Below are 24,104 nucleotides of genomic sequence, written 5' to 3'. Positions count from 1 at the left end.
GCACGCGTGGCTGGTGCGTTCGGCGCAGGTTGGTTTACTCTCCAGTAGCTCCCATACCGCCGGTACGCCCGCCGTCGGCGTGGGCACTCTTCCCGCAGCAACGGAGGTGCTTGGATGAGCCTGGCCGAGCTCGCCACGCAGGTGGCGGACAAGGTGACCGAGACGGTGCGCAGCGTCGACGTGATGCGGCGGGCGGGCCTCGTGCCCTTCCCCCGGGTCGACGAGGGCCTCCGCTCGCTGGTCGCGCTGCGGAAGTTCGGCCCGTTCGCCGGCGCGAACCACATCTCCGCCCGCCGCGACCCGACCGCCGTCGGCATCGTCGACGAGCTGGGCCCGCTCACCTACAAGCAGCTGGACGACCAGTCGAACGCGCTGGCCAGGGCGTGGTCGGAGCGCGGGATCGAACCCGGCCAGGTCGTCGCCGCGCTCTGCCGCGACCACCGCGGCCTGGTGCTCACGATGGCCGCGTCGGGCAAGCTCGGCGTCCGCCTGCTGCTGATGAACACCGGCTTCGCGAAGCCGCAGCTGGCCGACGTCGCCAAGCGCGAAGGCGTCTCGGCGCTGGTGTACGACCAGGAGTTCACCGGCCTGCTCGACGCGATCGGCGAAGACGTCGACCGCTACCTCGCCTGGGTGGAGCCCGGCAGCGACCTGACCGACCGGGACGTGCCGGTGCTCAGCGAGATCATCGCCAGCACCGACGACCGGCCGTGGCCCGCGCCGGCCAAGCCGGGCGGTTTCGTGCTGCTGACGAGCGGCACGACCGGCACGCCGAAGGGCGCGCCGCGGCCGCACACCTCGGCACTGGCGTCGGCGCAGTTCCTCGACCGGATCCCCTTGCGCGCCAACGAGGCCACGTACATGGGCGCGCCGCTGTTCCACGGCACCGGGCTCTCGCAGTTCATCCTGTCCTTCGCGCTCGGCTCGAAGGTCGTGATGCGCCGGAAGTTCAGCCCCGAGGAGGCGCTGCGCGGCGTGGCCGAGCACCGCTGCACCGCGCTCGTGCTGGTGCCGACCATGCTGCAGCGCATCGTCGACCTGCCGAAGGGGGTCCGCGAAAAGTACGACACGTCGTCGCTGCGGATCATCTTCGTGGCAGGCTCGGCGCTGTCGCCGGACCTCGGCAACCGGGCCACCGAGGCGTTCGGCCCGGTGGTGCACAACCTCTACGGCTCGACCGAGGTGGCCGTGGCGACCGTCGCGACGCCGGAGGACTGGGCGAAGGCCCCCGGCACGGTCGGCCGCCCGCCGGTCGGCTGCAAGGTGGCGCTGTACGACGAAAAGGGCCGCAGGATCACCGAGCCGAACGTGACCGGCCGGGTGTTCGTCGGCAGCGGGCTCAGCTTCGGCGGCTACACCGACGGCCGCCACAAGGAGATCATCGACGGCCTGCTCTCCAGCGGCGACGTCGGCCACTTCGACGAAGACGGCCTGCTGTTCATCGACGGCCGCGACGACGAGATGATCGTCTCCGGCGGCGAGAACGTGTTCCCGATCGAGGTGGAGAACCTCCTGGTCGAGCGCGAGGACGTGATCGAGGCGGCGGTGATCGGCGTCGAGGACCCGGAGTTCGGGCAGCGGCTGAAGGCGTTCGTGGTGCGGGCCGAGGGGTCCTCGCTGGACGCCGACGAGGTCCGCGAGTACGTCAAGGCGAACCTGGCGCGGTACAAGGTGCCACGGGACGTCGAGTTCCTCGACGAGCTGCCGCGCAACGCCACCGGGAAGGTGTTGCGCACCAAGCTGTCCTGAGCGCTCTCAGTCCCAGTCGATGCCGAACACACCGGGGCCGAAGTCCAGGGCCACCGCGTGCACGCCACCCTCGCCGTCGAGCCTGAGCCGGCGGCGGCTGACCGTGCCCGTCGTGCCGTTGCGGGAGTACTGCCAGCAGCGCTCCGGTGCCGAGCCGGGATCGAAGCGGACCTCCAGCAGGTACTCGCGCACCTGGCGGCGGAACTCGCGATAGTGGGTGTTGCGGCACTCCGGGTACGGCGGCCCGCTGTTGGTCAGCGTGTACTCGATCAGGTGCGTCTCGCCCCGGTCGATCGGCTGGTCGAAGACCAGTTCCGCGACGATGAGGCCGTGCGCCTCGTCGACCTCGCAGCGGCCGACCCGGCAGTTGCGCACCGCGTGCAGCTGCGGCGGGCCCGCCGCCGGGTCGTCCTGGGTGTAGACCAGCAGCCAGCGGTCCTGGCCGTCGGCGGCCGACTGGAGCACCGCCCGCGCCGTCACCGCGCGCTGGCCGCCGTCCGCGGCGATCTCGCACAGGTCGTGCAGGCCGACCAGCTTCAGCGGGTGCGCGCGGTCGAGTGCGTGCGGCGCGCCCACCTTGTCCAGCAGCGGCTGGAGCACCTCGCGCGGGAACGCCAGGGTTTCCCCGCCGCCGTGCCGCCGTCCGGCGCCGCCACGCGGCCGGGGTGGCGGCAGCAGGCCGAGCAGGGACCCGGCGGGCACGCCGAGGATCTCTTCGAGCGTGCGGACCGCCGAAAGCGAGCTCTGGCGTTCCGGCTGGCGCTTGCCCGACTGCCAGTAGCTGAGCGCGGTGACGCTGACGACGACGCCGCGGGCCCGCAGCCGCGCCTGGATCCGGTCGAGCGACAACCCGCTGCCGGCAATGGCCGCACGCAGCTGCGTCGCGAATGCGGTGCGCTCACCCTCCCGGCCGTCACCCGCCGTGCTGCCCGCCATTGCTGATTCCGCCCCGTGCCGTCCCCCGACGCTCCGACACGAGCACGTTAGCAGCATCCCGGCCGTCCTCAGCGGGCCTGTTCGCCGAGATCACTCGGGCGAACGGGCTAGTACTGGCAACTGTGAACCATTGCCCCGGCCTGGGCGGACGCGCTTGTATGACTTGCCCGCGCCGGTGGCCCCGCCTCCCCTCACGGCCCATCCGGGTGCGGGCGGTACCGGCCGTGAAAACGGTTCCGGCTCCGGTTCACCCGGCCGCGTTGTGCGACCGGCCGGTGTGGCCGCGCGATGACCGGTGGCCCGGCGACGCCCCCAGCGCCGGGCCACCGGCTCTTTATTACTGCCGGGTAGTACCTCCGGGTAGCATCCCGGGCATGACGCTCCGGAAGAACATCCTGATCACCGGTGCCAGCAGTGGCCTGGGCGAAGGCATGGCCCGGCAGTTCGCGGCGAAGGGGCGCAACCTGGCGCTGTGCGCGCGGCGGACCGAGCGGCTGGAGAAGCTCGCCGCCGAGCTGACCGCGGCGCACCCCGGGATCAAGGTCGTCACGCGCACCCTGGACGTCACCGACCACGACCGCGTGTTCGCCGTCTTCGAGGAGTTCCGCGCCGACCTGGGCTCCCTCGACCGGGTGATTGTGAACGCCGGGCTCGGAAAGGGGCAGCCGGTCGGCAAGGGCCGGTTCGACGCCAACCGCCAGACCCTCGAAGTCAACTTCGTCGCCGCCGCGGCGCAGATCGAGGCCGCCGCCGGCATCTTCCGGGCCCAGGGCGCCGGGCACCTCGCGGTGATCTCGTCGTTCAGCGCGCTGCGCGGCTTCCCGGGCAACCTGACCGCGTACGCCGCGTCGAAAGCCGGGATCTCGGCATTCGTCGACGGCGCCCGGATCGAGCTGAAGCCGAAGGGCATCGCCGTCACCGACGTGCGGCCCGGCTACATCGAGTCGGAGATGAACGACCGGGCGGGCCGGAACCCGTTGCTGGCCAAGGCCGAACACGGCGCGAAAGCGCTGGCCAAGGCAATCGAGGCGGAGCCTGCCCGCGCTTACGTCCCGGCGTGGCCGTGGGTGCCGCTGAGCGTCGTCATGCGCCTCGTCCCCGGTGGCCTGCTGCGGAAGTTCGCATGAACAGCAGCGTCATCAACAGCACTGTAGAGGTCCGAACGGAGGACGCCTTCGACTCGGCCGCCGTACACGCCTGGCTGTGCGGGAAGGTCGAGGGGCTGGGGGACGAGCCGCCGCAGGTCCGGCAGTTCCCCGGCGGCGCGTCGAACCTGACGTACCTGCTGACCTACCCCGATCGCGAGCTGATCCTGCGCCGCCCGCCCGCGGGCCACAAGGCCGCCTCGGCGCACGACATGCGCCGCGAGTACCGCGTGCAGCACGCGCTGGCGCCGGTGTTCCCGTACGTGCCGCGGATGGTCGCGTTCGGCGACGACCCCGCGGTGCTCGGCGGCGACTTCTACGTCATGGAGAAGCTCGACGGCCTGATCCTGCGCGGCGACCTGCCCGACGGCATGACGCTGACCGCGGAGCAGGCCCGCGAGCTGTCCGGCAGGGTCGTCGACCGGCTGGTGGACCTGCACGCCGTCGACGTCGAACGGGCCGGGCTGACCGATCTCGGCAAGGGGACCGGCTACGTCGAGCGGCAGATCCGCGGGTGGTCGCAGCGGTACGTCGCGGCGCGCACGGACGACGTCGGCGACTTCGCCGAGGTGCGCACCTGGCTGGCGGACAACCAGCCCGCCGAAGTGAAGATCTGCCTGATCCACAACGACTACCGGCTCGACAACCTGGTGCTCGACGGCCCGCGCACGCTGAACATCACCGGCGTCCTCGACTGGGAGCTGGCCACGCTCGGCGACCCGCTGATGGAGCTGGGCAGCATGCTGGCCTACTGGGTGCAGGCCGATGACGACGACGCCATGCACGCGAGCCGCCGCCAGCCGACGCACCTGCCCGGCATGTTCACGCGCGAGGAGTTCGTCGCGCGCTACGCCGAGAAGACCGGCCTCGACATCGGCGACTGGCGGTTCTACGAGGTCTACGGGCTGTTCCGGCTCGCCGCGGTGCTCCAGCAGCTGTACCGCCGCTACCGCGACGGCGCCACGCGCAACCCGGCGTTCAAGGACTTCTGGCAGTTCGTCGGCTACCTGGACCGGCGCTGCCGCGCGATCATCGCGAAGGGGCGGCCGTAGTGGGCGCGATCTACCTGGTCCGGCACGGGCAGGCGTCGTTCGGCGCGGCCGACTACGACGCGCTGTCCCCGCGCGGCTTCGAGCAGTCCACTGTGGTCGGTGCGGAACTGCTGCGGCGCGAGGTGTCCTTCAGCCGGATCCTGTCGGGCACGCTGGCGCGGCAGCGCGACACCGCGGCGACGGCGCTGAAGGTGCTCGGCACCGACGTCCCGGTGGTCGAGGACCCACGCTGGAACGAGTACGACCACGTCGACATCGCCCGGTACCACGCCGGCGGCGCGCCGCAGGAGGATTCCCGGGCGTACCAGGGGGTGCTCGACGCGGCGCTGACGGCGTGGACGTCGGCGGGGGCCGCCGGGCCGTGCGCGGAGACGTGGCCGTCGTTCCTCGCCCGCTGCCGGAACGCGCTCGCCGATCTGGTCGCGTCGCTGGGCAAGGGCGAGCACGCGGTCGTGTTCACCTCCGGCGGCGTGATAGCCACGATCTGCGGCCTGCTGATGGGCACGCCCGAAGCCGGGCTGCTCAAGCTCAACCGCGTCACGGTCAACGGCGGGATCACGAAGCTGGTGTCCGGCCGCGGCGGCGTCACCCTGCTGTCGTTCAACGAGCACCCGCACTTCGAGGCCGACGCGGCCCAGCTGCTCACCTATCGCTAGGAGGCACCCGATGCGGTTCGGCGAGGTCACGCTCCTGCCGGTCAACGGCCACGGCCCGGAGGACGTCGTGGTCGACGGCGAAGGCCGGATCTACACCGGCGTCGACGACGGCCGGATCCTGCGCCTGTCTCCGGACGGGCGCCGGATCGACGTCATCGCCGACACGGGCGGCCGCCCGCTGGGCCTGGAGCTGTACGGCGAGGACGAGCTGCTGATCTGCGACGCGCGGGCGGGCCTGCTGGTGGTGCCGCTGGCGGGCGGCACGCCGTCGGTGCTGGCGACGTCGGCGCTGGGACTGGACTTCGTGTTCTGCAACAACGCGGCGGTGGCCTCGGACGGGACGGTGTACTTCACGGATTCGTCCCGCCGCTTCGGCATCGACAACTGGCGCGACGACCTGATCGAGCAGACGGCGGGCGGCCGCCTGCTGCGCAGGTCCCCGGACGGCACGATCGACCTGCTGCGCGACGGCCTCCAGTTCGCGAACGGCGTGGCACTGGCCCCGGACGAGTCGTTCGTGGCGGTGGCGGAAACGGGCGCGTTCCGGGTATCCCGCGTGTGGCTTTCGGACGGTCGCACCGACGTCTTGGCCGACGACCTGTGGGGCTTCCCGGACAACATCTCGACCGGAACGGACGGGCTGATCTGGATCACCCAGGCATCGCCCCGGGTGGCGGCGCTGGACGTGGCCCGCCGGCTGCCGCCGTTCCTGCGCGCGGGAATCCGTGCGCTGCCGACGTCACTCCAGCCAAGGCCGGGCCGCGAGGTGGGGGTGCTGGGAGTGGCGGCGGACGGAACGGTGTCCCGCTCCTTCCGCGGCGAGATCCCCGGATTCCACATGCTCGTGGGGGTCCGGGAGTGGCAGGGGAAGCTGTACTTCGGGTCGCTGGAGGAGAACGCGGTGGCGGTGACGTCGTGCTGACCAGGTTTCGGTTCGAAGCCCGCCTGCCGACCCAGGACCTCGACCGGGCCCGGCGCTGGTATCGCGAGAAGCTGGGCTTGGAGCCGGTCGAGGAACGCGAAGGCGGCCTGAGGTACGAAGGCGCGTCGGGCGTGTTCTGCCTGTACGCGTCGACCGGGGTCTCCGACGGGTCCTTCACCCAGGTGGCGTTCTATGTGGACGACCTCGACGCGACGGTGTCGGCGTTGCAGGAACGCGGGGTCGTGTTCGAGAGTGACGTCGTCGAGATCGAGGGCAACTACCCGAGCAAGGGCCGGGGCGAGCGGGCGACGTGGTTCCGCGACAGTGAGGGCAACCTGATCGGCCTCGCCGAAGTGGTGCCGTGACTGCGACGACCGGCGGGACGGATGGGCCGTGCCGAGCGGCACGCTGGATCAGTTAGCGGGCGAGGACCAGCTCCGGGCCAGGGGAGGCACCGGTGACGAGCGCTCGTCCGGGAACGCCCGCGGCATGGCCGAGAGTTTCCACGAGCGCTACCTCGCACCGGCGGGATCAGGAACGCAATCTGCCGACGCGAGCGATCGAGGCGGGGGAGTTCTTGCCCCCGGCTGGGGCCGGATGCTGTGAACAACATTCTCCGGCCCTGTTGAGCGACGCTGCCCAGCGAGACCAGGGGCGCAGGGCAAAAGGGTGGCCCGCCGCTGGCCTTCGCGGCCCGATGTTGTCAACAGCGCCATGCTGGAATTCGACACCAAACTGTAGGCATGCCGGGTGGCCGAGGCACCGGTTGGTGTCTCGGCCGTCCCGGCCGGTCAGGCTGCTTGGTGTTGGGGTGGGTCGTGGGCGGTGTTGCGGATGGGTCTTCGCTGGGGATCGACCCAGGCCGGGGGCACCCAGTACACGACCCCGTGGTGGATTTGGATGTCCCAGCCTCCGTGGTGGATGAGCTGGTGGCAGCGTTCGCAGACGAGGGCGAGGTCGTTGATGTTGGTTTTGCCGCCTTGGGTGGCCCAGAAGATCACGTGATGGGGTGTGGTCCATTTCGGGCCCCGTGGGCAGCCCGGGCGGGTGCAGCCCCGGTCCCGGATGGCGAGGGCTCGTCGCTGGGCGGGGGTGGCGGTGCGGGCGGATCTGCCGAGGTCGAGGACCTGGCCTTCGCCGCCGAGGACGGCGGGGTAGATCTTGGCGTCGCACAGCCACCGCCGTAGCTGCGAGACCGGCACAGCCCGGCCGTCGTCGAGGGTGACCAGCCCGGAGTCGCGCAGCAGGTCCTCATGGCGGATCGTCACGGTGGCGACGGCGCGTTCCCCGGCTTTGACGGGGAGGCTGTCGGCGCGGGCGGCGAGGTCGAAGATCGCCGCGACCGCGTCTCCCTGCCGCTGGGACAGGGTGCGGGGGTCGGGGTTGCCGTGCTCGTCCGCCGGGTCGGGTTTGGCCAGGGGGATGAAGAGGTCTTCGGCGAGGCGGCCGGTTTCGGGGTCGAATTCGCCGGAGAACTTCATCCGTCCGTCGCGGGTCCAGCAGTAGCGGAATTCCCGTCGTGGCCGGGCCAGCTCGTGCTCCCGAGCCGTGGGTTCTTTGCTGTCGAGGTCCCAGTAGGCCAGCAGACGCTGCCCGGCTTTCCGCACAGTCGACGGGATCGCCTGCCGTGCCAGCTCCAGCAACGTCACCTCATCCGAGGCCAGCCGTCCCACCGACAGCGTGGCGGGAGCCTGCCGCAGGACCTTGACGATCTCCAGCGCGTGATCGGGGCTGATGTCCCCAGCGGCCAGGGCGGCCCGTACTCCAGCGAATTCCGTGGTGGCCAGGACAACCCGGGTCCGGGCGTCATCCCAGGACAGACGCGAAGCACTGACCAGGAATCCTGCGGTGTCCCGGCAGCCGGAGGCACGTCCCAGGCCTCGCCGCTCGGCCTCGGCCACCAGGTCCAGGTGCCGGGCGTACGCGGCCCGGAGAGATTTCTCGGCAGCGCACAGTGCTGTGGCGAGCTGCTCGTCGGAGAGCTGCCACGCTGCTGAGGTCTGCCCGGTGTCGGCCATGCCCCCACGTTAGCCGAACACGCGTTCGAACATCATCACACGATCGGGTAGTCCACAATGGACCAACGGGGATGTAAGGCCAAGACAACCAGTTCTGGCGAACATGTCAGCGGCTGAAAGCCAGGACGGCCTCCCTCTGTGGCTCTGACCGGCAGCCGACGGCGCGGCGGAGCCGGGTATCGGCGGGCAAGGCCGCCATGCCCGAGCGCCGGACCACCAGGTCCACTGCCTACGCCCGCCGGCATCATCGGCGAACGCGGCTTCGTGGAGTCCCTACCGGCCCGTCCAGCGAGGCTCCCGCCCTGCCGTCCACGCGGCGTAGAACTCCTTGTGGTCCTTCGCCGTCATCAGCAACGCCTGCGTGATCGCCTCCAGCTCGATCGCGCTTCCCAGGTCCATGTCCAGCTCGCGCGTCAGCAGCACCTTCGTTGTCGCATAAGCCAAAGCCGGGCCGTCCGCCAGCCGTCGTGCCAACGCCGTCGTCGCGGAAGGCAGCTCCGCGTCCGGGACCACCTGGGACGCCAGACCGATTTCCGCGGCCCGCGAAGACGAAATCTTGTCGCCCAGGATCAACAGCTCCGTTGCCCGGCCCAAACCCACCAGGCGCGGCAACAGATACGCCGATCCCATGTCGGCCCCGGCCAAGCCCACCTTCGTGAACAGGAACGCGAACTTCGCCGACTCCGCCAGCAGCCGGAAGTCGCTTGCCAGGGCGATCACCGAACCCGCGCCCGCCGCCACGCCGTTGACCGCCGCGATCACCGGCAGGGGGCACTCCCTCAGCGCCTTCACCACCGCGCCCGTCATGCGCGTGAACTCCAGCAGCCGGGCCGTCTCGAACTTCTGCAGCTCGCCGATGATCTCCTCGACGTCGCCGCCGGAACAGAACCCGCGGCCCTGGCCGGTGATCACCAATACCCGGACGTCCTCGTGCTGGGGCAGCTCCAGCACCAGGTCGCGCAGGTCCGCGTAGACGTCGAACGTCAGCGCGTTCAGCTTGTCCGGGCGGGTGAACGTCACCGTCGCCACCCCGTCGGACACCTCGAAACCGAAGTGCTCCCACTCCTTCGTCAGCGGGGCGGTTGCGCGGAACGGGCTCATGACTGGATTCCTCCGCCGTCGAGTACGAGGGTCTGGCCGTTGATCGCGGCGGCCTCCGGGGCCGCCAGGAAAGTCACCGCGAACGCCACTTCCGCCGGCTCCAGCAGCCGGCCCAGCGGGGACGCCGCCGCCAGCGCCGCCTCCGCGTCCGAAGTGGACCGTCCCGAGCGCGACACGATCCGCGCCACCGAGGACGCCGTCATGTCCGTGCGGACGAACGCCGGGCACACCGCGTTCGCCGTGACACCCGTGCCAGCCAGCTCCGCCGCCACCGCACGCATGAAACCCACCGCCGCGTGCTTGGACGCCGTATACCCTGCCGTGTAACGGTAGCCGACGTGCGAAGCGGTCGAAGCCACTGTCACGATCCGGCCGCTGTCGCGGGAGCGCATTCCGGGCAAGACCGCGCGCGTGCAGAGGAAAGCGCCGGTCGCGTTCACCTCGAACTGCGCCCGCCAGTCGTCCAGTGAGGTGCGGGAAACCGGGGCACTGGACGAAATCCCGGCGTTGTTCACCAGGACGTCCACCGGGCCCGCCGACGCGAAGTAGGCCGCGACGGCGTCCTCGTCGGTGACGTCGCACTCGGCCCGGCCGGGCGCGAGCACCGTGTCGCCCTGTGAGCGGAACCGGTCCGCGATCGCCGCGCCGATGCCGCGCGTGCCGCCGGTGACCACGACCAGGCGGCTCATGCGCGGCCCGCCAGTGCGCGCCGGTCGAGCTTTCCGTTGGCCGTGCGGGGAAGTTCCGTCATGAAGACCACCTCGCGGGGGTACTTGTGCTTGGCCAGGTGGGCTTTCGCGTGCTCCTGCAGCTGCGCGGCGGTCATCGAGGCGCCGGATCGCAGCACGACGTACGCGCGCGGCACGACCAGGCCGTCCACGTCGTGCCCGACCACCGCGCAGTCCACCACGTCGGCGTGCCCGAGCAGGCAGTCCTCGATCTCGCCCGGCGCGACGAACACGCCGCCGACCTTCAGCAGCGCGTCCGCGCGGCCGTGGTGGCGGAAGTAGCCGTCCGGTGAACGGCTGAACAGGTCGCCCGAGGTCAGCGTGTCGCCGTCGAACGTCCGCGCGGACTTCTCCGGGTCGCCGAAGTACTCCAGCGCGATCGTCGGCCCGGTCACCCGCAGCGGCCCGATTTCCCCGTCCGGCAACGGGTTCCCGAGTTCGTCGACGACCTGCGCGGTGTAGCCGGGAACCGGCGTGCCGAGCGTGCCGACGCGCGCGGAACCGGGCCGGTTCGACAAATAGATGTGGTACGCCTCGGACGAGCCGATCCCGTCCACCACCGGCACGCCGAACGTCGCGTCCCACTTCCGGTGCAGCTCCGAAGGCAGCGCCTCGCCCGCCGACGTCGTCATTCGCAGACAGCTCAGGTCCTGCTCCGCCGCGGCCGGGTGGGCGACCATCGCGCTCATCATCGTCGGCACGTTGACCAGCACGGTCGGCCGGTAGCGGGCGATCAGCTCGAACATCAGGTCCGCGGTGCTGCGTTCGGGGAACGCGATCCCGGCCGCGCCGACGCCGAACGGGAACAACGCCACCAGATCGCGTGCGTAGCCGAAGAAGAGCTTCGGCACGGCCAGGACAGTGTCGTCCTCCCGCAGTCCCAGCACCTGCACGGCGTACCGCTCGAAGCTTTCCAGCGGGCTGCGCAACGGATGCACGCACGCCTTGGGCGCGCCGGTGCTGCCGGTGGTGAACTTCCAGATCCCGACGTCGTCCACTGTGGTCGGTGCCGCTTCCAACGTGTCCGGCGCGGCGTCAGCCAACGTCCGAAGTGGACGCTCGCCCGGCAGCAGCTCGTCTTCGGGGACGCCGGTGACGAGCAACCCGGAAGCACCCGCAGAGCGCAACGCGGGCAGCGTGACGGCGTCCGCGATCACGGCGACGGCCTCGGTGTACCCGAGGTAGTAGGCGTAGTCCTTGGGCTGCAGGAACGGATAGACCTCGGCGGTGACCGCGCCGATCTTCTGCGCGCCGTACCAGGTCGCGACGAACTCGTCGCCGTCGCTCAGCGCCAGCAGCACCCGCTGTCCTCTTCGGACACCGGCGTCGAGCAGCACGTTCCCGATCCGGTTCGCCAGCCGTGCCAGTTCCGCGTAGCTGATCCTGCGGTCGCCGACGAGCAGGGCGGTCCGGTCGCCCCGCCCCGAGGTCACGTGCCGGTCGAGGAAGTACGTGGCGAGGTTGAACGGCTCACTCACGGGCCAGCTCCCGGATCGCTTCCACCAGCAGGTCGGTCAGGGTCGAGAACGTCTCGTCGCCTTCTTCGGCGGTCGCCTCGGCCGGGGCGCCGCAGTAGGCGTCGGGCATTCCCAGCTGCCGGAAGTCCGTTTCGGACGGCGCGGCGGCGAGGCTGACCGGCACGTGCGGCAACGTCCGCATCAGCGGCTGGTCGACCAGTTCCGGCCGGTCGGCCAGCACCAGCGACGTCTCGTACCGCCCGGCGTGGCACTCGCCCGAACGGAACTCGTCGGTGAGCCGCTGCGCGTGCCGCCGCCGGACCAGGTCGAGCAGTGCGACGCGGCCGTCGTAGGCGAAGTTGAGCGTCTCCGCCGCGCGGCGCAGCGTGACCAGGTGCGCGGGCTCGAAGTGGTTGTTGACCAGCAGGATCCGGCGGAGCCGCTGGCCGATCAGCGCCGCGCCGATGTCCACGATCAGCGAGTGCAGGGTCTCCTCGCCGATGTGGACGCCGCCGGCGAACCCGGCCGCGAACCGCGTCACGCCGTAGGGGACCTCGGGCAGGACCAGGACGTGGACTTCGTCGTCGGCGGCCAGGCGGGAAGCCGCGCGCTCGCACATGCCGCGGGAGATCAGCGGGTCCGTGCCCAGCGGCGCGTGCGGGCCGTGTGGCTCGATCGCGCCCAGCGGGAGCAGCAGCACCGGCACGCGCCCGCCCGAAGCCAGCGCGGCGACCTGCGGCGAGGTGAGGTCCGCGAAGTACGTCACGCAACTCAAGCTACACCGCAGCGGCCTGAGGTGTATAGAGTTGCCCGCATGCCCGCAGACGCCTTCGAAACCGGCCCTCAGGAGCTGGTCGTGACGTTGCTGGGCAGCTACGTGCACCCGCGCGAGACCCGCCGGGTGTGGTCGGGCGGCCTGGTCGCGGTGCTCGCCGAGCTGGGCTTCTCCGACGGCGCCGCGCGGATCGCGCTGACCCGCCTGGTGCGCCGCGGCCTGCTGCAGCGGCACCGCGAAGGCCGGACGGTGCACTACTCGCTGACCCGGCGCACGGTCGCGCTGCTCGCCGACGGCGATCGCCGGATCTTCTCCCTCGGCCGCCGTGAGCGTGCTGCCGGCGAGTGGACCGTGCTGTGGCAGAGCATCCCGGAGAGCCGCCGCCAGGCCAGGGAACGCCTGGTCCGGCGGCTGCGGTTCCTCGGGTTCGGGCCGTACCAGGACGGCACCTGGATCGCCCCGCACGACCGCGAGGCCGAGGTCGTCGCCCTGCTCGGCGAACTGGACGTCACCGAGCACGCCGGGCTGCTGCTCGGGCGTCCGTCGGCCGCGCTGGACGTCCGCCGGTTCGCCGGCCGGGCGTGGGACCTCGACGACCTGGCCGCGCGGTACGCCGCGTTCGTCGGCCAGTTCGGCGGGTACGCGGGCAAGGACGTCTCGGACGCCGAAGCCTTCGAGGTGCGCACGCGGCTGGTGCACACCTTCCGCCTGTTCCCCTCGCTCGACCCGGAACTGCCCGCCGGCCTGGTGCCCGCACCGGAACGCCGGGCGGCCGCGGTCGAGTTGTTCCACGATCTGTACACCGCGCTCGCGGACCCCGCGCAGCGCCATTTCGACGAGGTGACCCGAGGATGACCGAACCCAGTCAGGCAACGCAGGAAGCCTTGAGCTACACCTCGTACCTCGCGCTGGACGAAGTGCTCAACGCCCAGCGCATGCGGTCCGACGAACACGACGAGCTGCTGTTCATCGTGATCCACCAGGTGTACGAACTGTGGTTCAAGCAGATCCTGCACGAGGCGGAATTCCTGCAGCGCAACCTCGAAGCGGGCAACACCGCGCACTCCATCCGCACGCTGCGCCGGATCCTGACCATCCTCAAGGTCGCCGTCGCGCAGATCGACGTGCTGGAAACCATGACACCGAGCCAGTTCACCAGCTTCCGCGCCCGTTTGGACGCTTCGAGCGGCTTCCAGTCGGCCCAGTTCCGCGAGCTGGAAGCGGTGCTGGGACGACGCGACGAGCGGGTCTTCGCGCACTATCCCGAAGGCGGCGAGCAGCGGAAACGCATTGCCGAAGCGATGACGCGGCCGTCGTTGTTCGACTCTTTTCTCGCGTATCTCAAGGCTTCTGGCTATTCCGTCGAGTGTGATCGAGACGTCACTCGACCGGTGGAGCCGTCGCCGGCCCTGCAGGCGATATTGCTGGACGTGTACAGCGACGACGGCGGACCGTCGGTCGTCGCGGAATGTCTGGTCGATCTCGACGAAGGGATGCAGGAGTGGCGCTACCGGCACGTGAAGATGGTCGAACGCACCATCGGCGACAAGACCGGGACAGGAGGCTCATCCGGCGCCGCGTACTTGCGCACCACGCTCTTCCAGCCGATGTTCCCGGATCTCTGGGCAGTACGGAGCCGACTGTGACCACCTTGGACGATCTGCGCGCGGACGACAACGCACTGGCGCCGCACTATTCCCGCTTCGCGGTGCGCGAGCGCCTGCTGCTGTCGGGGCATTCGCACCAGGCGTGGCCGGACGTCGCCGAGGAGGGTCTGCTCGAGTCCTTCGCGGACGCCGCGCGCGACGTCGACGAGAAGTGGGAACGTGCCTTCGCGAAGGCCGACGAGCTGCGCGCGGGCTTCCGCCTGCTGCTCGGTGACCCGCACGGCGAGTACGCGCTCGGCGCGAGCACGCACGACCTGGTGCTGCGGTTCCTGTCGGCGATGGAGCTGCCGCGCAGGCCACGCCTGGTCACCACCGACGGCGAGTTCCACACCCTCCGCCGTCAGCTGGCCCGGCTGGAGGAGGAGGGCGTCGAGGTCGTGCGGGTGCCGCTGGACCCGGTGCCCACGCTGGCCGAGCGCGTCGCCGCCGAAGTCGACGGCAACACCGCCGCCGTGCTCGTGTCGGCGGTGCTGTTCGAGACGTCGAGGCTGGTGCCCGGGCTGGCGCACCTGGCCGACGTCTGCCGCGGCAAGTCCATCGAGCTGGTCGTCGACGCCTACCACGCGCTCGGCGTCGTGCCGTTCGCGCTGCACGACCTCGGGCTCACCAACGCCTGGGTGCTCGGCGGCGGCTACAAGTACCTGCAGCTCGGCGAGGGGAACTGCTTCCTGCGGCTGCCCGCGCACGCCCAGGAGCTGCGGCCGGTCATCACCGGCTGGTTCGCCGAGTTCGGCGCGCTCGCCGACGAGCGGCACCCCGGCGCGGTGCCGTACGCGACCGGCGGCGACCGGTTCGCCGGCGCCACCTACGACCCGGCCAGCCACTACCGCGGCGTCCGGGTCCAGCGGTTCTTCGCCGAGCAGGGGCTGACCCCGGAGTTCCTGCGCCAGGTGTCGCAGCACCAGGTGGGCCTGCTCGCGGCGGTGTTCGACGACCTGAAGCTGCCCGAGGACGTCGTCACCCGCGACCGCGAGACCCCGCTGGGCATGATCGGCGGCTTCCTCTCGCTGCGCTGCGCCGACGCCGCCGGGCTGCAGGAGGCGCTGGCCGCCCACGGCGTCCGCACCGACAGCCGGGGCGCCCACCTGCGCTTCGGGCCGGCGCCGTACCTCTCCGACACCCAGCTGGAGACCGCCATGGCGACGCTGGGCAAGGTGGTCCGCGGCTGACTACCCGTCCGTATCGCGGGACCTGCACTGGTCCGGCGGACGGAAGGGATCTAGGTTGGTCGGCGGGAAAAGCACTCGGGCGGACGACCTCCGCCCCGCCTTCCCGGAAACCTTGGAGCGCGTCCCGGCCACGAAACCGGGCGCGGGAGACAAAGGAGTCACCACCGTGACCGACGGAGTGTTCGCCCGGGGCACCGGGCACGAACAGGTCGTGTACTGCCACGACCAGGCCAGTGGCCTCAAGGCCATCATCGGCATCTACTCCACCGCGCTCGGCCCCGCTCTGGGCGGGACGCGTTTCCACCCCTACGCCACCGAAGCGGACGCGCTCGACGACGTGCTCGCGCTGTCCAAGGGCATGGCGTACAAGAACGCGCTGGCCGGGCTCGACCTCGGCGGCGGCAAGGCCGTCATCATCGGCGACCCGAAGACGCTCAAGTCCGAAGCGCTGCTGCGCGCGTACGGGCGCTTCGTGCAGTCCCTGGGCGGCCGCTACATCACGGCGTGCGACGTGGGCACGTACGTGCAGGACATGGACATCGTGGCCCGCGAGTGCCGGTTCGTGACCGGCCGCTCGCCCGAGGACGGCGGGGCGGGCGACTCGTCCGTGCTCACCGCGTTCGGCGTCTTCCAGGGCATGCGGGCCTCGGCCGAGCACGTCTGGGGCAGCCCGGACCTGGCGGGCAAGCGCGTCGGCGTGGCCGGCGTCGGCAAGGTCGGGCACATCCTCGTCGGGCACCTCGTGGAGGCGGGCGCCGAGGTGACGATCACCGACGTCCACGCCCCGGCGATCGAGCGCACCCGCGCGGCGCACCCCGGCGTCCGCGTCGTGTCCGATGTGGACACCCTGCTGCGCACGGAACTGGACGTCTTCGCGCCGTGCGCCCTCGGTGGCGTGCTGAACGACGAGACCGTGCCGGTGCTGGGCGCCCGGATCGTCTGCGGCGCGGCGAACAACCAGCTCGCGCACGCCGGCATCGACAAGCAGCTCGCCGACCGCGGCATCCTGTACGCGCCGGACTACCTGGTCAACGCGGGCGGCGTGATCCAGGTCGACGACGAGCGTCACGGCTTCGACTTCGCGCGCGCGAAGCGCAAGACCACGGCCATCTACGACACGACGAAGGCGGTCTACGCGCTGGCCGACACCGAGGGCGTGCCCCCGGCGACGGCGGCCGACCGGCTGGCCGAGCGGCGCATGGCGGAGGTCGGGCGGCTGCGGTCCATCATGACCGTGTGAGTCTCGAGGAGATCTTCGCGGCGGCGGGCGTGCGGGGCTTCCTGCACGCCCGCCGTCTCGGTTCGGCCGACGCGATCGGGGTGGACGCCGACGCGCCCGTGGTCCTGGCGTCGGTGGTGAAGGTGCCGCTGGCGCTGGAGTTCGCGCGTCAGGTGACGGCCGGGCAGCTCGACCCGACCGACCGGGTTCGGGCGTCCGCGGCGGACCGCCTCGGCGGCACCGGCTCGGCGGGCTTCGCCGACGACGCCGAGTACAGCCTGCGCGACGCGGCGCTGCTGGCGCTTTCGGTGTCCGACAACACGGCCGCGGACCTGCTGTTCGACCGGGTCGGCGTGGAGAACGTCCGGTCCCTGCTGGCGGAGCTGGGCCTGACACGGACGTCCGTCCTCGGCCCGCCGCGGGAGCTGCTGCGCACGATCATCGAGGACACCGGGGCCGGGCGGCCGCTGCGGGCGCTGGACCCGCTGCGGACGTCGTCGACGACGCCGCGCGAGATGACGACGCTGCTGTCGGCGATGTGGCACGACCCCGGTCCCGGCGCCCAGGTGCTGGCGTGGATGGCGGCGCAGGTCAGCTGGCACCGGCTGGCCGCGGGGTTCCCGCCGGAGGTGGCGGTGGCGGGCAAGACGGGCACGATGCCGGGAATCCGCAACGAAATCGGCGTCGCGACCTATCCGGACGGCGACGCCTACGCGATCGCGGTCTTCACGGTCGGCGGGGCGGAGACGTTGCGGCGCCCGGACATCGACCGGGCGATCGGCGACGCGGCGCGCGCGGCGGTCGATCAGCTGCGGTCGTAGAAGACGTCCCACGGCCTCGCGCCGCCCGGGTCCGGTGGAACGAGCCGCGAGACGCCGTCGTCCCGCAGCACTCCCGCGGCGATCTCGGCCAGGCTCGCCGCCTGCGGGTGCGGGCTCGACGACGGCCACGCGAACGCCGTCCGCGCGCGCAGCACCTCGCCCTCCAGCGGCCGCCAGACCACCCGCGGCTCCTTGCGGACGTCCGGCTCGAACGCCACGCCGTGCCCGGCCAGCACCAGGCCCAGCACGAACTCCGGGTTGCGGGCGTGCCGGATCGACGCCGGGCGGAACCCGTGGTCCCAGCACGTCCGCAGCAGCGCGTCGTAACTGCCCGGCGCGGCGGCGCGCGGCGCGTGCACCAGGCCTTCGCCCGCGAGGTCGGCCAGCGCGAGCCGCGCGCGGCGTGCCAGCGGGGAATCGCGGGGGAGCACCACGCCCAGCGGGGTGTCGATCGCCGGGCCGAGGTCGAGGCCGATGACGTCCACCGGCAGCTGCAGCAGTCCCGCGTCGAGCTGGCGGTCGGCCAGCAGCCGCGTCTGCTCGGCGGTGGTCAGCTCCTGCAGGTCGAGCCGGACGGCCGGGTGCCGCGCGGCGAACTCGGTGAGGATCGCGGCGAGCAGCCGGCCGGGCAGCTCCGGCGGGACGCCCGCGCGCAGGGCGTCCAGCTCGCCGCGGTCGGCCTTCGCGACGAGCGCCGTCATGCGTTCCCAGCGGGAGAGCAGGTCGCGTGCTTCGGTGCGGAGCACTTCGCCGGCTTCGGTGAGCGTGACGCGGCGGCCGCGGTCGAACAGCTTCGCGCCCAGCTCGGCTTCGAGCCGCTTCACGCGCTGGCTCAGCGGCGGCTGCGCGATCCCGAGCCGCTCGGCGGCGCGGCCGAAGTGGAGTTCTTCGGCGACGACGAGGAAGTACCGCAGCGAACGGAGATGGTCCACGCTGCGACGATAGCCGTCCCGATATCGACATGCCGACGGACCGATCTTGGACAGCGCGGCCCGGCCCGTGGTCGGGTGTCCGGCATGGACACAGGAATCAGCAGGCGCGGCCTGTTCGGCGCGGGCGCGGCCGCGGCGTCGATCCTCGCCGGGGTCCCGGTCGCCTCGGCGGCACCCGCGCCGTCACAGATGACGTTGCGCTGGTGGGGAAACAACGGCTGGGAGATCCGCGCCGGCACGAAGACGATCCTCATCGATCCGTGGCTGACCCGCTTCAAGACGGGCACCTACACCCCGGCGGGCGCGGACCCGCGCACGCCGCTGTCGGTCGACCGGGCGCTGATCGACCACCACCTCGACCACGGGGACCTGCGCGCGGACCACATCCTGGTGACGCACGGCCACTACGACCACCTCGCCGACGTCCCCTACCTGGCGAAGCGCACGGGAGCGACGGTCATCGGCACCGAGACGCATTTGAGTCTCATGGCGGCACTGGGCGCACCGGAGGACCAGCTGGCGATCGCCACTGGCGGCGAGGACCTGACGTTCGACGGCTACTCGATCCGGGTGCTGCGCTCCCTGCATTCGGCCACCGGCAGCCGGGCCCAGGTGCCGTTCCCGGGCACGCGTCCGCTGTCCCGCCGCGACCGGCCGCGTGTCATCGAGGACCTGGTGGAGGGAGGCACGCTGGCGTACCTGGTGTCCGGGGGCGGGGCGAGCGTGCTGGACCTCGGCGGGTCGAACTACGTCGAGGCGGAGCTGGCGGGCCTGCGGCCGGACGTGCTGCTGGTCCCACCGGGCGGCGCGAAGGTGACGGACTACGTCCCGCGCCTGCTGCGGACGCTGGGCCACCCGCGATACGTGGCGGCCACCCATTGGGACGACTTCGACCTGCCGCTGGGGCAGGTGAAGGACGCGGGCGGGCTGGAACCGCTGCGCAAGGCGGTCACCGCGGCGAGCCCGGCCAGCCGGTTCGTGGTGCTGGACCACCTGGGCTCGTTCACCCCTTGAAGTGCGTGAAGGCCACCTCGAGGAAGTCGAGGTGGCCTTCACGGACGTTGCCGGGAGGCTCAGCCGCTCTTGCGGCGGAAGGTCCGCTTGTTCGCCGCCGGGCCGTGGGCGTGCTGGTTCTTGCCGCCGCCGTTCTCGTGGGAGGCACCCGCCCGCGCGTGGGCCTGCTTGCGCTCCAGTGCCTCGCGGAACTTGCGCTTGACGTCGTCCTCCTCGCCGCTGGGCGACGGGTCCGGTTCACTCATGACTACCTCCGAAAACGACGACGTGTGACCACTCCAGCCTTCCAGCCGCGCTCCCGGTTGGCGAGTCGATTTCAGCGTTTCGGGGACGGCACGCCGCCGAACTGCACGGATGTGCGGGTCAGCGGGCGGCCGCAGTGGTCGCACAGCAGCATCGGCCTCAGGCGGTTGCCGCATTCGACGTGGTGGAGCGTGATGTCCGGCTCCTGGCCCGCCACCTCGAACCCGCGCGACCACTCCGCGATGAACGCCAGCGCCGGGAAGAACGCCAGCCCCTTGGCCGTCAGGCGGTAGTCGCGGGCGTCGGTGCGGGTCTTCGCCGTGCCCGTGCGCAGCACGCCGACCTCGACCAGCTTGCTCAGCCGGGCCGACAGCACGCTCGGGCCGATGCCCAGCTCGCGTTCGAACTCCGAGAAGTGCCGGCAGCCCAGCAGCGCCGACACCAGCAGCCCGGTCGACCAGCGGTCGCCGAGCAGCTCCATCGTGTCGGGGAAGAACATCAGCGGGTCGCCTGCCAGGGAATCCGCGTCCTTGCGGCGGAAGCGCTTGGACGCCGTCGCGGCCGCGACGCCGGTGCTGTCGAGGCGCTCGGCGCGGACGTCCCGGGCGTCGACGCGGCGCCCGCAGGCCGCGCAGCCGAGGGGCGCTGATGTAGCCAGCTCGCAGTCGAGGTGGATCAGCGTCGGCAGCACCTCGCGGCGGCCTTCGACCCACTCGCGCTCCCACGCCCAGATGCAGATCAGCAGCGGCCACAGCTCCAGGCCGCGCTCGGTGAGCCGGTACTCGTGCCGCGTGCGCCGGGCGTCGCGGTACGGCACGCGGGTGAGCATGCCCGCGTTCACCATGTCCCGCAGCCGTCCCGACAGCGCGGTCGGGGAAATCCCCAGCCGCAGGCGCAGTTCCTCGTAGCGCCGGAAGCGCAGGAACAGGCTCTGCAGGATGAGCAGCGTCCACTGGTCGCCGACCAGCTCCAGTGCTCTCCGCAGCGGATCGCCCGCGGGCCGGATCCGGGGTGCGGTCGCTTCGGTCACCCGTTCATTCCCCTCGTTGCTCAGCGGCGCCAGCGTACCTGACTACACCAAAAGAAGCCTATTGACACCTGGGTACACAAATCATAGTCTCGTCTCCATCAGCCCGCGCAGCCAGGGAGCAGCCTCATGACCAGCACCTCCGACCAGCCGCTGATGGTGGCCAGTGCGGCGGACACGGCCGAGGCCAACCCGTACCTGCTCGGCGTCTACGCCCCCGTCGGCACCGAGATCGACGCCGCGGACCTGCAGGTCATCGGCGAAATCCCCAAGGACCTCAACGGCGTCTACCTGCGCAACGGCCCGAACCCGCGGTTCGCCCCGCAGGGCCGTTACCACTGGTTCGACGGCGACGGCATGATCCACGCCGTCCACCTGGAGAACGGCAGGGCCCGCTACCGCAACCGCTGGATCCGCACCAGGGCCTTCGAAGCGGAGTCCGCGGCGGGCAAGGCACTCTGGACCGGCGTGATGGAGAACCCGAAGGGCAACCCCTTCGGCAACGCCCACGGCCTGAACCTCAAGGACAACGCCAACACCGACCTGGTCTTCCACCGCGGCCGGATCCTCGCGACCTGGTATCTCTGCGGCTCGCCGTACGCGGTCGACCCGCTTTCGCTGGAGACGCTGGGTGCCGAGGACTTCCTCGGCACGCTGGTCGGCGACATGATGGCCCACCCGAAGGTGGACGAGGCGACCGGCGAGCTGTTCTGGTTCGACTACGGCCCGCGCCCGCCGTACCTGCGTTACGGCGTGATCAGCGCCGACGGCCGCGTCGCGACCAGCACCGAGATCGAGCTGCCCGGCCCGCGCCTGCCGCACGACATGGCCATCACCGAGCACTACGCCGTGCTGATGGACCTGCCGCTGGTCCAGGACGTGGAGGCGGCGAAACAGGGGCGGCACAAGCTGCACTTCGACCGCGCGATGCCGAGCCGGTTCGGCGTCCTGCCACGCTACGGAGACGGTAGCCAGATCCGCTGGTTCGAAGCGAGCCCGTGCTACATCTACCACGTCGTCAACGCCTGGGAGCAGGGCGAGGAAGTCGTCCTGGACGTCTGCCGCGTGCAGCGCCCGCAACCCCGCGCCGACGCACGGACCCCGCTCGCGAAGATGCTGTCCTACCTGCGGCTGGACGCGTCCCTGCACCGCTACCGCTTCAACCTGCGGACCGGAGCGTGCCGCGAGGCGCCGCTCGACGACGACAACACCGAGTTCCCGACCGTCGACGCCCGCGGCGTCGGCAGGCGGAACCGGTACTCCTACACGGTGCACATCTCGCCCGAGTCGACGCTGAAGTTCGACGGGCTGGTGCGCTACGACAATCTTGCCGGCGTCAAGACCGAATACCGGTTCGGTCCCGGCCGGTGGGGCAGCGAGGCTCCGTTCGCACCCCGCGAAGGAGCACCCGTCGATTCGGCGGACGGGTATCTGGTGACGTTCGTGCAGGACGAGCGGGAGGGCCGCTCGGAACTGGACATCTTCGACGCCACCGACCTCGCTGCCGGACCCGTGGCCAGGGTCCTGCTTCCCCAGCGCGTCCCGCTCGGTTTTCACGCGACCTGGGTCCGGGCGGACCAGCTGGACACCCTCCGCGCTTGAGGGGCCATCGAGAGGGTCGCGCCCGGGACTCCCGGGCGCGGGGATGGCGGAAACGCGGGGACAGCCGGCCGGCCCGGGGAGGAGCGGGCAGGACGGCCGAAGTGAACACACCGCACCGGTCGGACGCGACCGGCGTGCGGTGTCCCGGAACCGGCTCGACGACCGGGTCGAGGTCCTGGCCGCGTTCCCGCTCGCCGGAGGGGTGCGAGCGGAGGACGTCGTGGCCGCGCAGCTGCCGGAGGTGCGCGGGCCGGACAGGATGTCGGCGCGGCCGGGGAGGCCGGTGCCGGATACGGCGGGCATCGTCGCTCGCCGGGGCGGCCAAGGGCCAGGCGCTGCGGCGCCGCGGGGGTCCGGTTCGTCGTCGCGAGGGGACGACGAACCGGACCTGCCCCGCGTGTCGATCCGGCGCGGGCTCGTTCGACGCGTAGGCATGAGCGAACCGGTGAAGACCAAGAACCTCGACGACCAGTACGGGTCCGCGGCGCTGCCGTGGAGCAGGGCACGCGACCTTCTCGCGACCCAGACCCCGCAGGAAAACCTGACGTTCTTCGTCGGGACCGTCCGTCCCGACGGGCGTCCGCACGCCGCCGGCGTCGGCGCCATCTGGGTGGACGACGCACTGTGGTTCGTGAGCGGGCCGCGCACGCGCCGGGCCCGCAACCTCGCGGCGAACCCGGCGTGCACGGTTTCGGTGCGGCTCAAGGACCTCGACCTCACGATGGAGGGCGACGCCCACCGCGTCACCGATCCCGCGGCGCTGGAGCGGGTGGCGGCCGTCTACCGCGAGGGCGGCTGGCCCGCGACGGTCGACGGCGACGCGTTCACCGCGCCGTTCAGCGCACCGAGCGCGGGACCGGCGCCGTGGCACCTGTACCGGCTCACGCTGCACCGCGCCTACGGTGTCGCGTCCGCCGAGCCGCACGGCGCCAGCCGGTGGGATTTCACCCGCTGATCGAAGCCGCGACCAGCTCGCCGATGGCGGCCATGCCGTCGGCGTTCGGGTGCAGCGGCGCGGCGATCGACGTCGGGACCAGGCCCTCGAACCACTTGACGCCGGGCAGCTTGCAGACGTCGTGCCCGATCGAGGCCGTCCGGACGTCGACGTAACGGGCGTGGTGCGCCGCGGCCTGGCGGGCGAGGGCGGCGTTCGTCTTGTCGATGCTGCCCTGGATGTAGTTGGCGTCGCGCGGGGTCAGCGGCGCGAGCGGCCAGCATCCGTTGTGCGGCAAGTAGGTTCCGTATCCGGCGACGAAGACGTCGGCGGCGGGCGCGCGCGTGTGGATCTCCTCCAGCAGCGCGCCCCACACCGGCTCGAACGCGGCGATGCGCTCGGCCAGCTGGTCGTGGCCGCCCGCGGTGTAGCGGTCGACGCAGTCGGGCACGATGCCGGGCAGGAGGTTGATGCAGCTGGTCGCCGCGCCGACCAGGCCGACGTCGTTGCCGCCGATCGTCACGGTCACCGTGCGGGTCTGCGCGCTCAAGGCGTCCAGCTGCGGTGGCACCGGCCCGGACGACGTCTGCTGCGGCGCGGTCATGTCGACGGTCTTCGCGCCGGAGCAGGTGACGTCCTTCAAGGGCACGCCGAGCTGCCGCGCGGCGACGTGCGGGTAGTTCGCGAGCGACCGGGCGCAGCCGGGGGAGGACAGGTCGGGCGGCAGGATCAGCGGCCCGGCCGCCGCCGAATCCCCGAGTGCCACGTACTCCCCGGCCGCGCTCGCCGCCGCCGGGCTCGCCGTCGCGCCCGCCAGCGCGGTGACCATGATCGCGATGAACGCCGTCTTCCGCACCCGCACGCCGTCCTCCTTGATGCCGTGCCGTCTGCTGGTCTCCGTGACACCATCGGCACGGCGCGTGGCCGGATTGACTGG

24 protein-coding genes are annotated in these 24,104 nt (G+C 71.5%); 14 read left to right on the top strand and 10 right to left on the bottom strand.

Annotated features, from left to right (window positions below; translation table 11 throughout):
• Window positions 1–114 precede the first annotated feature (114 nt).
• Window positions 115–1,749 (top strand): acyl-CoA synthetase, encoded by a 1,635-nt coding sequence (locus ABJI51_RS35085; protein WP_348955395.1) that lies wholly within the window; start codon window positions 115–117, stop codon window positions 1,747–1,749.
• A 6-nt stretch (window positions 1,750–1,755) separates the two neighbouring features.
• Here the strand turns inward: ABJI51_RS35085 and ABJI51_RS35080 are convergent, their stop codons facing one another.
• On the bottom strand, window positions 1,756–2,685 hold the full coding sequence (locus tag ABJI51_RS35080) for a hypothetical protein (RefSeq protein ID WP_348955394.1): 930 nt from the start codon (window positions 2,683–2,685) through the stop codon (window positions 1,756–1,758).
• A 374-nt stretch (window positions 2,686–3,059) separates the two neighbouring features.
• Between ABJI51_RS35080 and ABJI51_RS35075 the strand changes: the two genes are divergently transcribed.
• The 5 genes from ABJI51_RS35075 to ABJI51_RS35055 are packed head-to-tail and all read left to right on the top strand — an operon-like array spanning window position 3,060 to window position 6,825.
• Window positions 3,060–3,812: an SDR family oxidoreductase gene (locus tag ABJI51_RS35075; RefSeq protein ID WP_348955393.1), complete on the top strand. Its 753-nt coding sequence runs from the start codon at window positions 3,060–3,062 to the stop codon at window positions 3,810–3,812.
• Entirely contained in the window at window positions 3,809–4,882 is a 1,074-nt protein-coding gene (locus tag ABJI51_RS35070; RefSeq protein WP_431605692.1) for a phosphotransferase family protein, read from the top strand. The genes ABJI51_RS35075 and ABJI51_RS35070 overlap by 4 nt, the downstream gene beginning before the upstream one ends.
• Window positions 4,882–5,538, top strand: coding sequence for a histidine phosphatase family protein (locus tag ABJI51_RS35065; protein WP_348955392.1), 657 nt, complete (start codon window positions 4,882–4,884; stop codon window positions 5,536–5,538). The genes ABJI51_RS35070 and ABJI51_RS35065 overlap by 1 nt, the downstream gene beginning before the upstream one ends.
• A gap of 10 nt (window positions 5,539–5,548) precedes the next feature.
• On the top strand, window positions 5,549–6,460 hold the full coding sequence (locus ABJI51_RS35060) for an SMP-30/gluconolactonase/LRE family protein (RefSeq protein ID WP_348955391.1): 912 nt from the start codon (window positions 5,549–5,551) through the stop codon (window positions 6,458–6,460).
• A complete protein-coding gene (locus ABJI51_RS35055; RefSeq protein WP_348955390.1) occupies window positions 6,454–6,825 on the top strand; it encodes a VOC family protein in 372 nt (123 codons plus the stop codon). Before ABJI51_RS35060 ends, ABJI51_RS35055 begins: the two co-directional genes overlap by 7 nt.
• 426 nt (window positions 6,826–7,251) lie before the next feature.
• On the opposite strand, the gene ABJI51_RS35050 is transcribed toward ABJI51_RS35055, so the two are convergent.
• The 5 genes from ABJI51_RS35050 to ABJI51_RS35030 form a co-directional block, all read right to left on the bottom strand.
• Window positions 7,252–8,478 (bottom strand): HNH endonuclease signature motif containing protein, encoded by a 1,227-nt coding sequence (locus ABJI51_RS35050; protein WP_348955389.1) that lies wholly within the window; start codon window positions 8,476–8,478, stop codon window positions 7,252–7,254.
• Window positions 8,479–8,751: 273 nt separating this feature from the next.
• Window positions 8,752–9,579, bottom strand: coding sequence for an enoyl-CoA hydratase family protein (locus tag ABJI51_RS35045; protein ID WP_348955388.1), 828 nt, complete (start codon window positions 9,577–9,579; stop codon window positions 8,752–8,754).
• Window positions 9,576–10,268: an SDR family NAD(P)-dependent oxidoreductase gene (locus tag ABJI51_RS35040; protein ID WP_348955387.1), complete on the bottom strand. Its 693-nt coding sequence runs from the start codon at window positions 10,266–10,268 to the stop codon at window positions 9,576–9,578. The genes ABJI51_RS35045 and ABJI51_RS35040 overlap by 4 nt, the downstream gene beginning before the upstream one ends.
• The gene (locus ABJI51_RS35035; protein ID WP_348955386.1) at window positions 10,265–11,785 is read right to left on the bottom strand and encodes a benzoate-CoA ligase family protein; all 1,521 of its coding nucleotides are present in this window, start codon (window positions 11,783–11,785) and stop codon (window positions 10,265–10,267) included. The genes ABJI51_RS35040 and ABJI51_RS35035 overlap by 4 nt, the downstream gene beginning before the upstream one ends.
• Window positions 11,778–12,530, bottom strand: a complete 753-nt coding sequence (locus tag ABJI51_RS35030) for a creatininase family protein (protein WP_348955385.1) — start codon at window positions 12,528–12,530, stop codon at window positions 11,778–11,780. Before ABJI51_RS35030 ends, ABJI51_RS35035 begins: the two co-directional genes overlap by 8 nt.
• A 48-nt stretch (window positions 12,531–12,578) precedes the next feature.
• Between ABJI51_RS35030 and ABJI51_RS35025 the strand changes: the two genes are divergently transcribed.
• The 5 genes from ABJI51_RS35025 to ABJI51_RS35005 all read left to right on the top strand — a co-directional run bounded on the left by ABJI51_RS35025 (window position 12,579) and on the right by ABJI51_RS35005 (window position 17,415).
• Window positions 12,579–13,394 carry a PaaX family transcriptional regulator gene (locus tag ABJI51_RS35025; protein WP_348955384.1) on the top strand — a complete coding sequence of 272 codons (816 nt, stop codon included), beginning with the start codon at window positions 12,579–12,581 and terminating at the stop codon, window positions 13,392–13,394.
• Entirely contained in the window at window positions 13,391–14,185 is a 795-nt protein-coding gene (locus tag ABJI51_RS35020; protein WP_348955383.1) for a tryptophan 2,3-dioxygenase, read from the top strand. The genes ABJI51_RS35025 and ABJI51_RS35020 overlap by 4 nt, the downstream gene beginning before the upstream one ends.
• A complete protein-coding gene (locus tag ABJI51_RS35015) occupies window positions 14,182–15,375 on the top strand; it encodes a kynureninase (protein WP_348955382.1) in 1,194 nt (397 codons plus the stop codon). Before ABJI51_RS35020 ends, ABJI51_RS35015 begins: the two co-directional genes overlap by 4 nt.
• 166 nt (window positions 15,376–15,541) lie before the next feature.
• Window positions 15,542–16,615, top strand: coding sequence for a Glu/Leu/Phe/Val dehydrogenase dimerization domain-containing protein (locus ABJI51_RS35010; RefSeq protein ID WP_348955381.1), 1,074 nt, complete (start codon window positions 15,542–15,544; stop codon window positions 16,613–16,615).
• Window positions 16,612–17,415, top strand: coding sequence for a serine hydrolase (locus ABJI51_RS35005; protein WP_348955380.1), 804 nt, complete (start codon window positions 16,612–16,614; stop codon window positions 17,413–17,415). The genes ABJI51_RS35010 and ABJI51_RS35005 overlap by 4 nt, the downstream gene beginning before the upstream one ends.
• Here ABJI51_RS35005 and ABJI51_RS35000 read toward each other — a convergent pair.
• Window positions 17,400–18,347 carry a LysR family transcriptional regulator gene (locus tag ABJI51_RS35000; protein WP_348955379.1) on the bottom strand — a complete coding sequence of 316 codons (948 nt, stop codon included), beginning with the start codon at window positions 18,345–18,347 and terminating at the stop codon, window positions 17,400–17,402. The genes ABJI51_RS35005 and ABJI51_RS35000 overlap by 16 nt on opposite strands.
• A gap of 84 nt (window positions 18,348–18,431) precedes the next feature.
• On the opposite strand from ABJI51_RS35000, the gene ABJI51_RS34995 reads away from it, so the two are divergent.
• A complete protein-coding gene (locus ABJI51_RS34995; RefSeq protein WP_348955378.1) occupies window positions 18,432–19,361 on the top strand; it encodes an MBL fold metallo-hydrolase in 930 nt (309 codons plus the stop codon).
• 59 nt (window positions 19,362–19,420) lie between these two features.
• Here the strand turns inward: ABJI51_RS34995 and ABJI51_RS34990 are convergent, their stop codons facing one another.
• Window positions 19,421–19,606, bottom strand: a complete 186-nt coding sequence (locus ABJI51_RS34990; protein WP_348955377.1) for a DUF5302 domain-containing protein — start codon at window positions 19,604–19,606, stop codon at window positions 19,421–19,423.
• 71 nt (window positions 19,607–19,677) lie between these two features.
• Entirely contained in the window at window positions 19,678–20,634 is a 957-nt protein-coding gene (locus tag ABJI51_RS34985) for a winged helix-turn-helix transcriptional regulator (RefSeq protein ID WP_348955376.1), read from the bottom strand.
• A gap of 126 nt (window positions 20,635–20,760) precedes the next feature.
• Here ABJI51_RS34985 and ABJI51_RS34980 point away from each other — a divergent pair, with 126 nt between their 5' ends.
• Window positions 20,761–22,233 (top strand): carotenoid oxygenase family protein, encoded by a 1,473-nt coding sequence (locus ABJI51_RS34980; RefSeq protein WP_348955375.1) that lies wholly within the window; start codon window positions 20,761–20,763, stop codon window positions 22,231–22,233.
• Window positions 22,234–22,666: 433 nt separating this feature from the next.
• On the top strand, window positions 22,667–23,188 hold the full coding sequence (locus tag ABJI51_RS34975) for a pyridoxamine 5'-phosphate oxidase family protein (RefSeq protein WP_348955374.1): 522 nt from the start codon (window positions 22,667–22,669) through the stop codon (window positions 23,186–23,188).
• Here the strand turns inward: ABJI51_RS34975 and ABJI51_RS34970 are convergent.
• Entirely contained in the window at window positions 23,178–24,023 is an 846-nt protein-coding gene (locus tag ABJI51_RS34970) for an SGNH/GDSL hydrolase family protein (protein ID WP_348955599.1), read from the bottom strand. The two genes, ABJI51_RS34975 and ABJI51_RS34970, sit on opposite strands and share 11 nt — an antisense overlap.
• Between the last annotated feature and the right edge of the window lie 81 nt (window positions 24,024–24,104).

Origin of the sequence: Amycolatopsis melonis (genome assembly GCF_040064235.1) — a bacterium.
Lineage (GTDB): Bacteria > Actinomycetota > Actinomycetes > Mycobacteriales > Pseudonocardiaceae > Amycolatopsis > Amycolatopsis melonis.
This window is presented reverse-complemented; position numbering and strand designations above follow the sequence as displayed.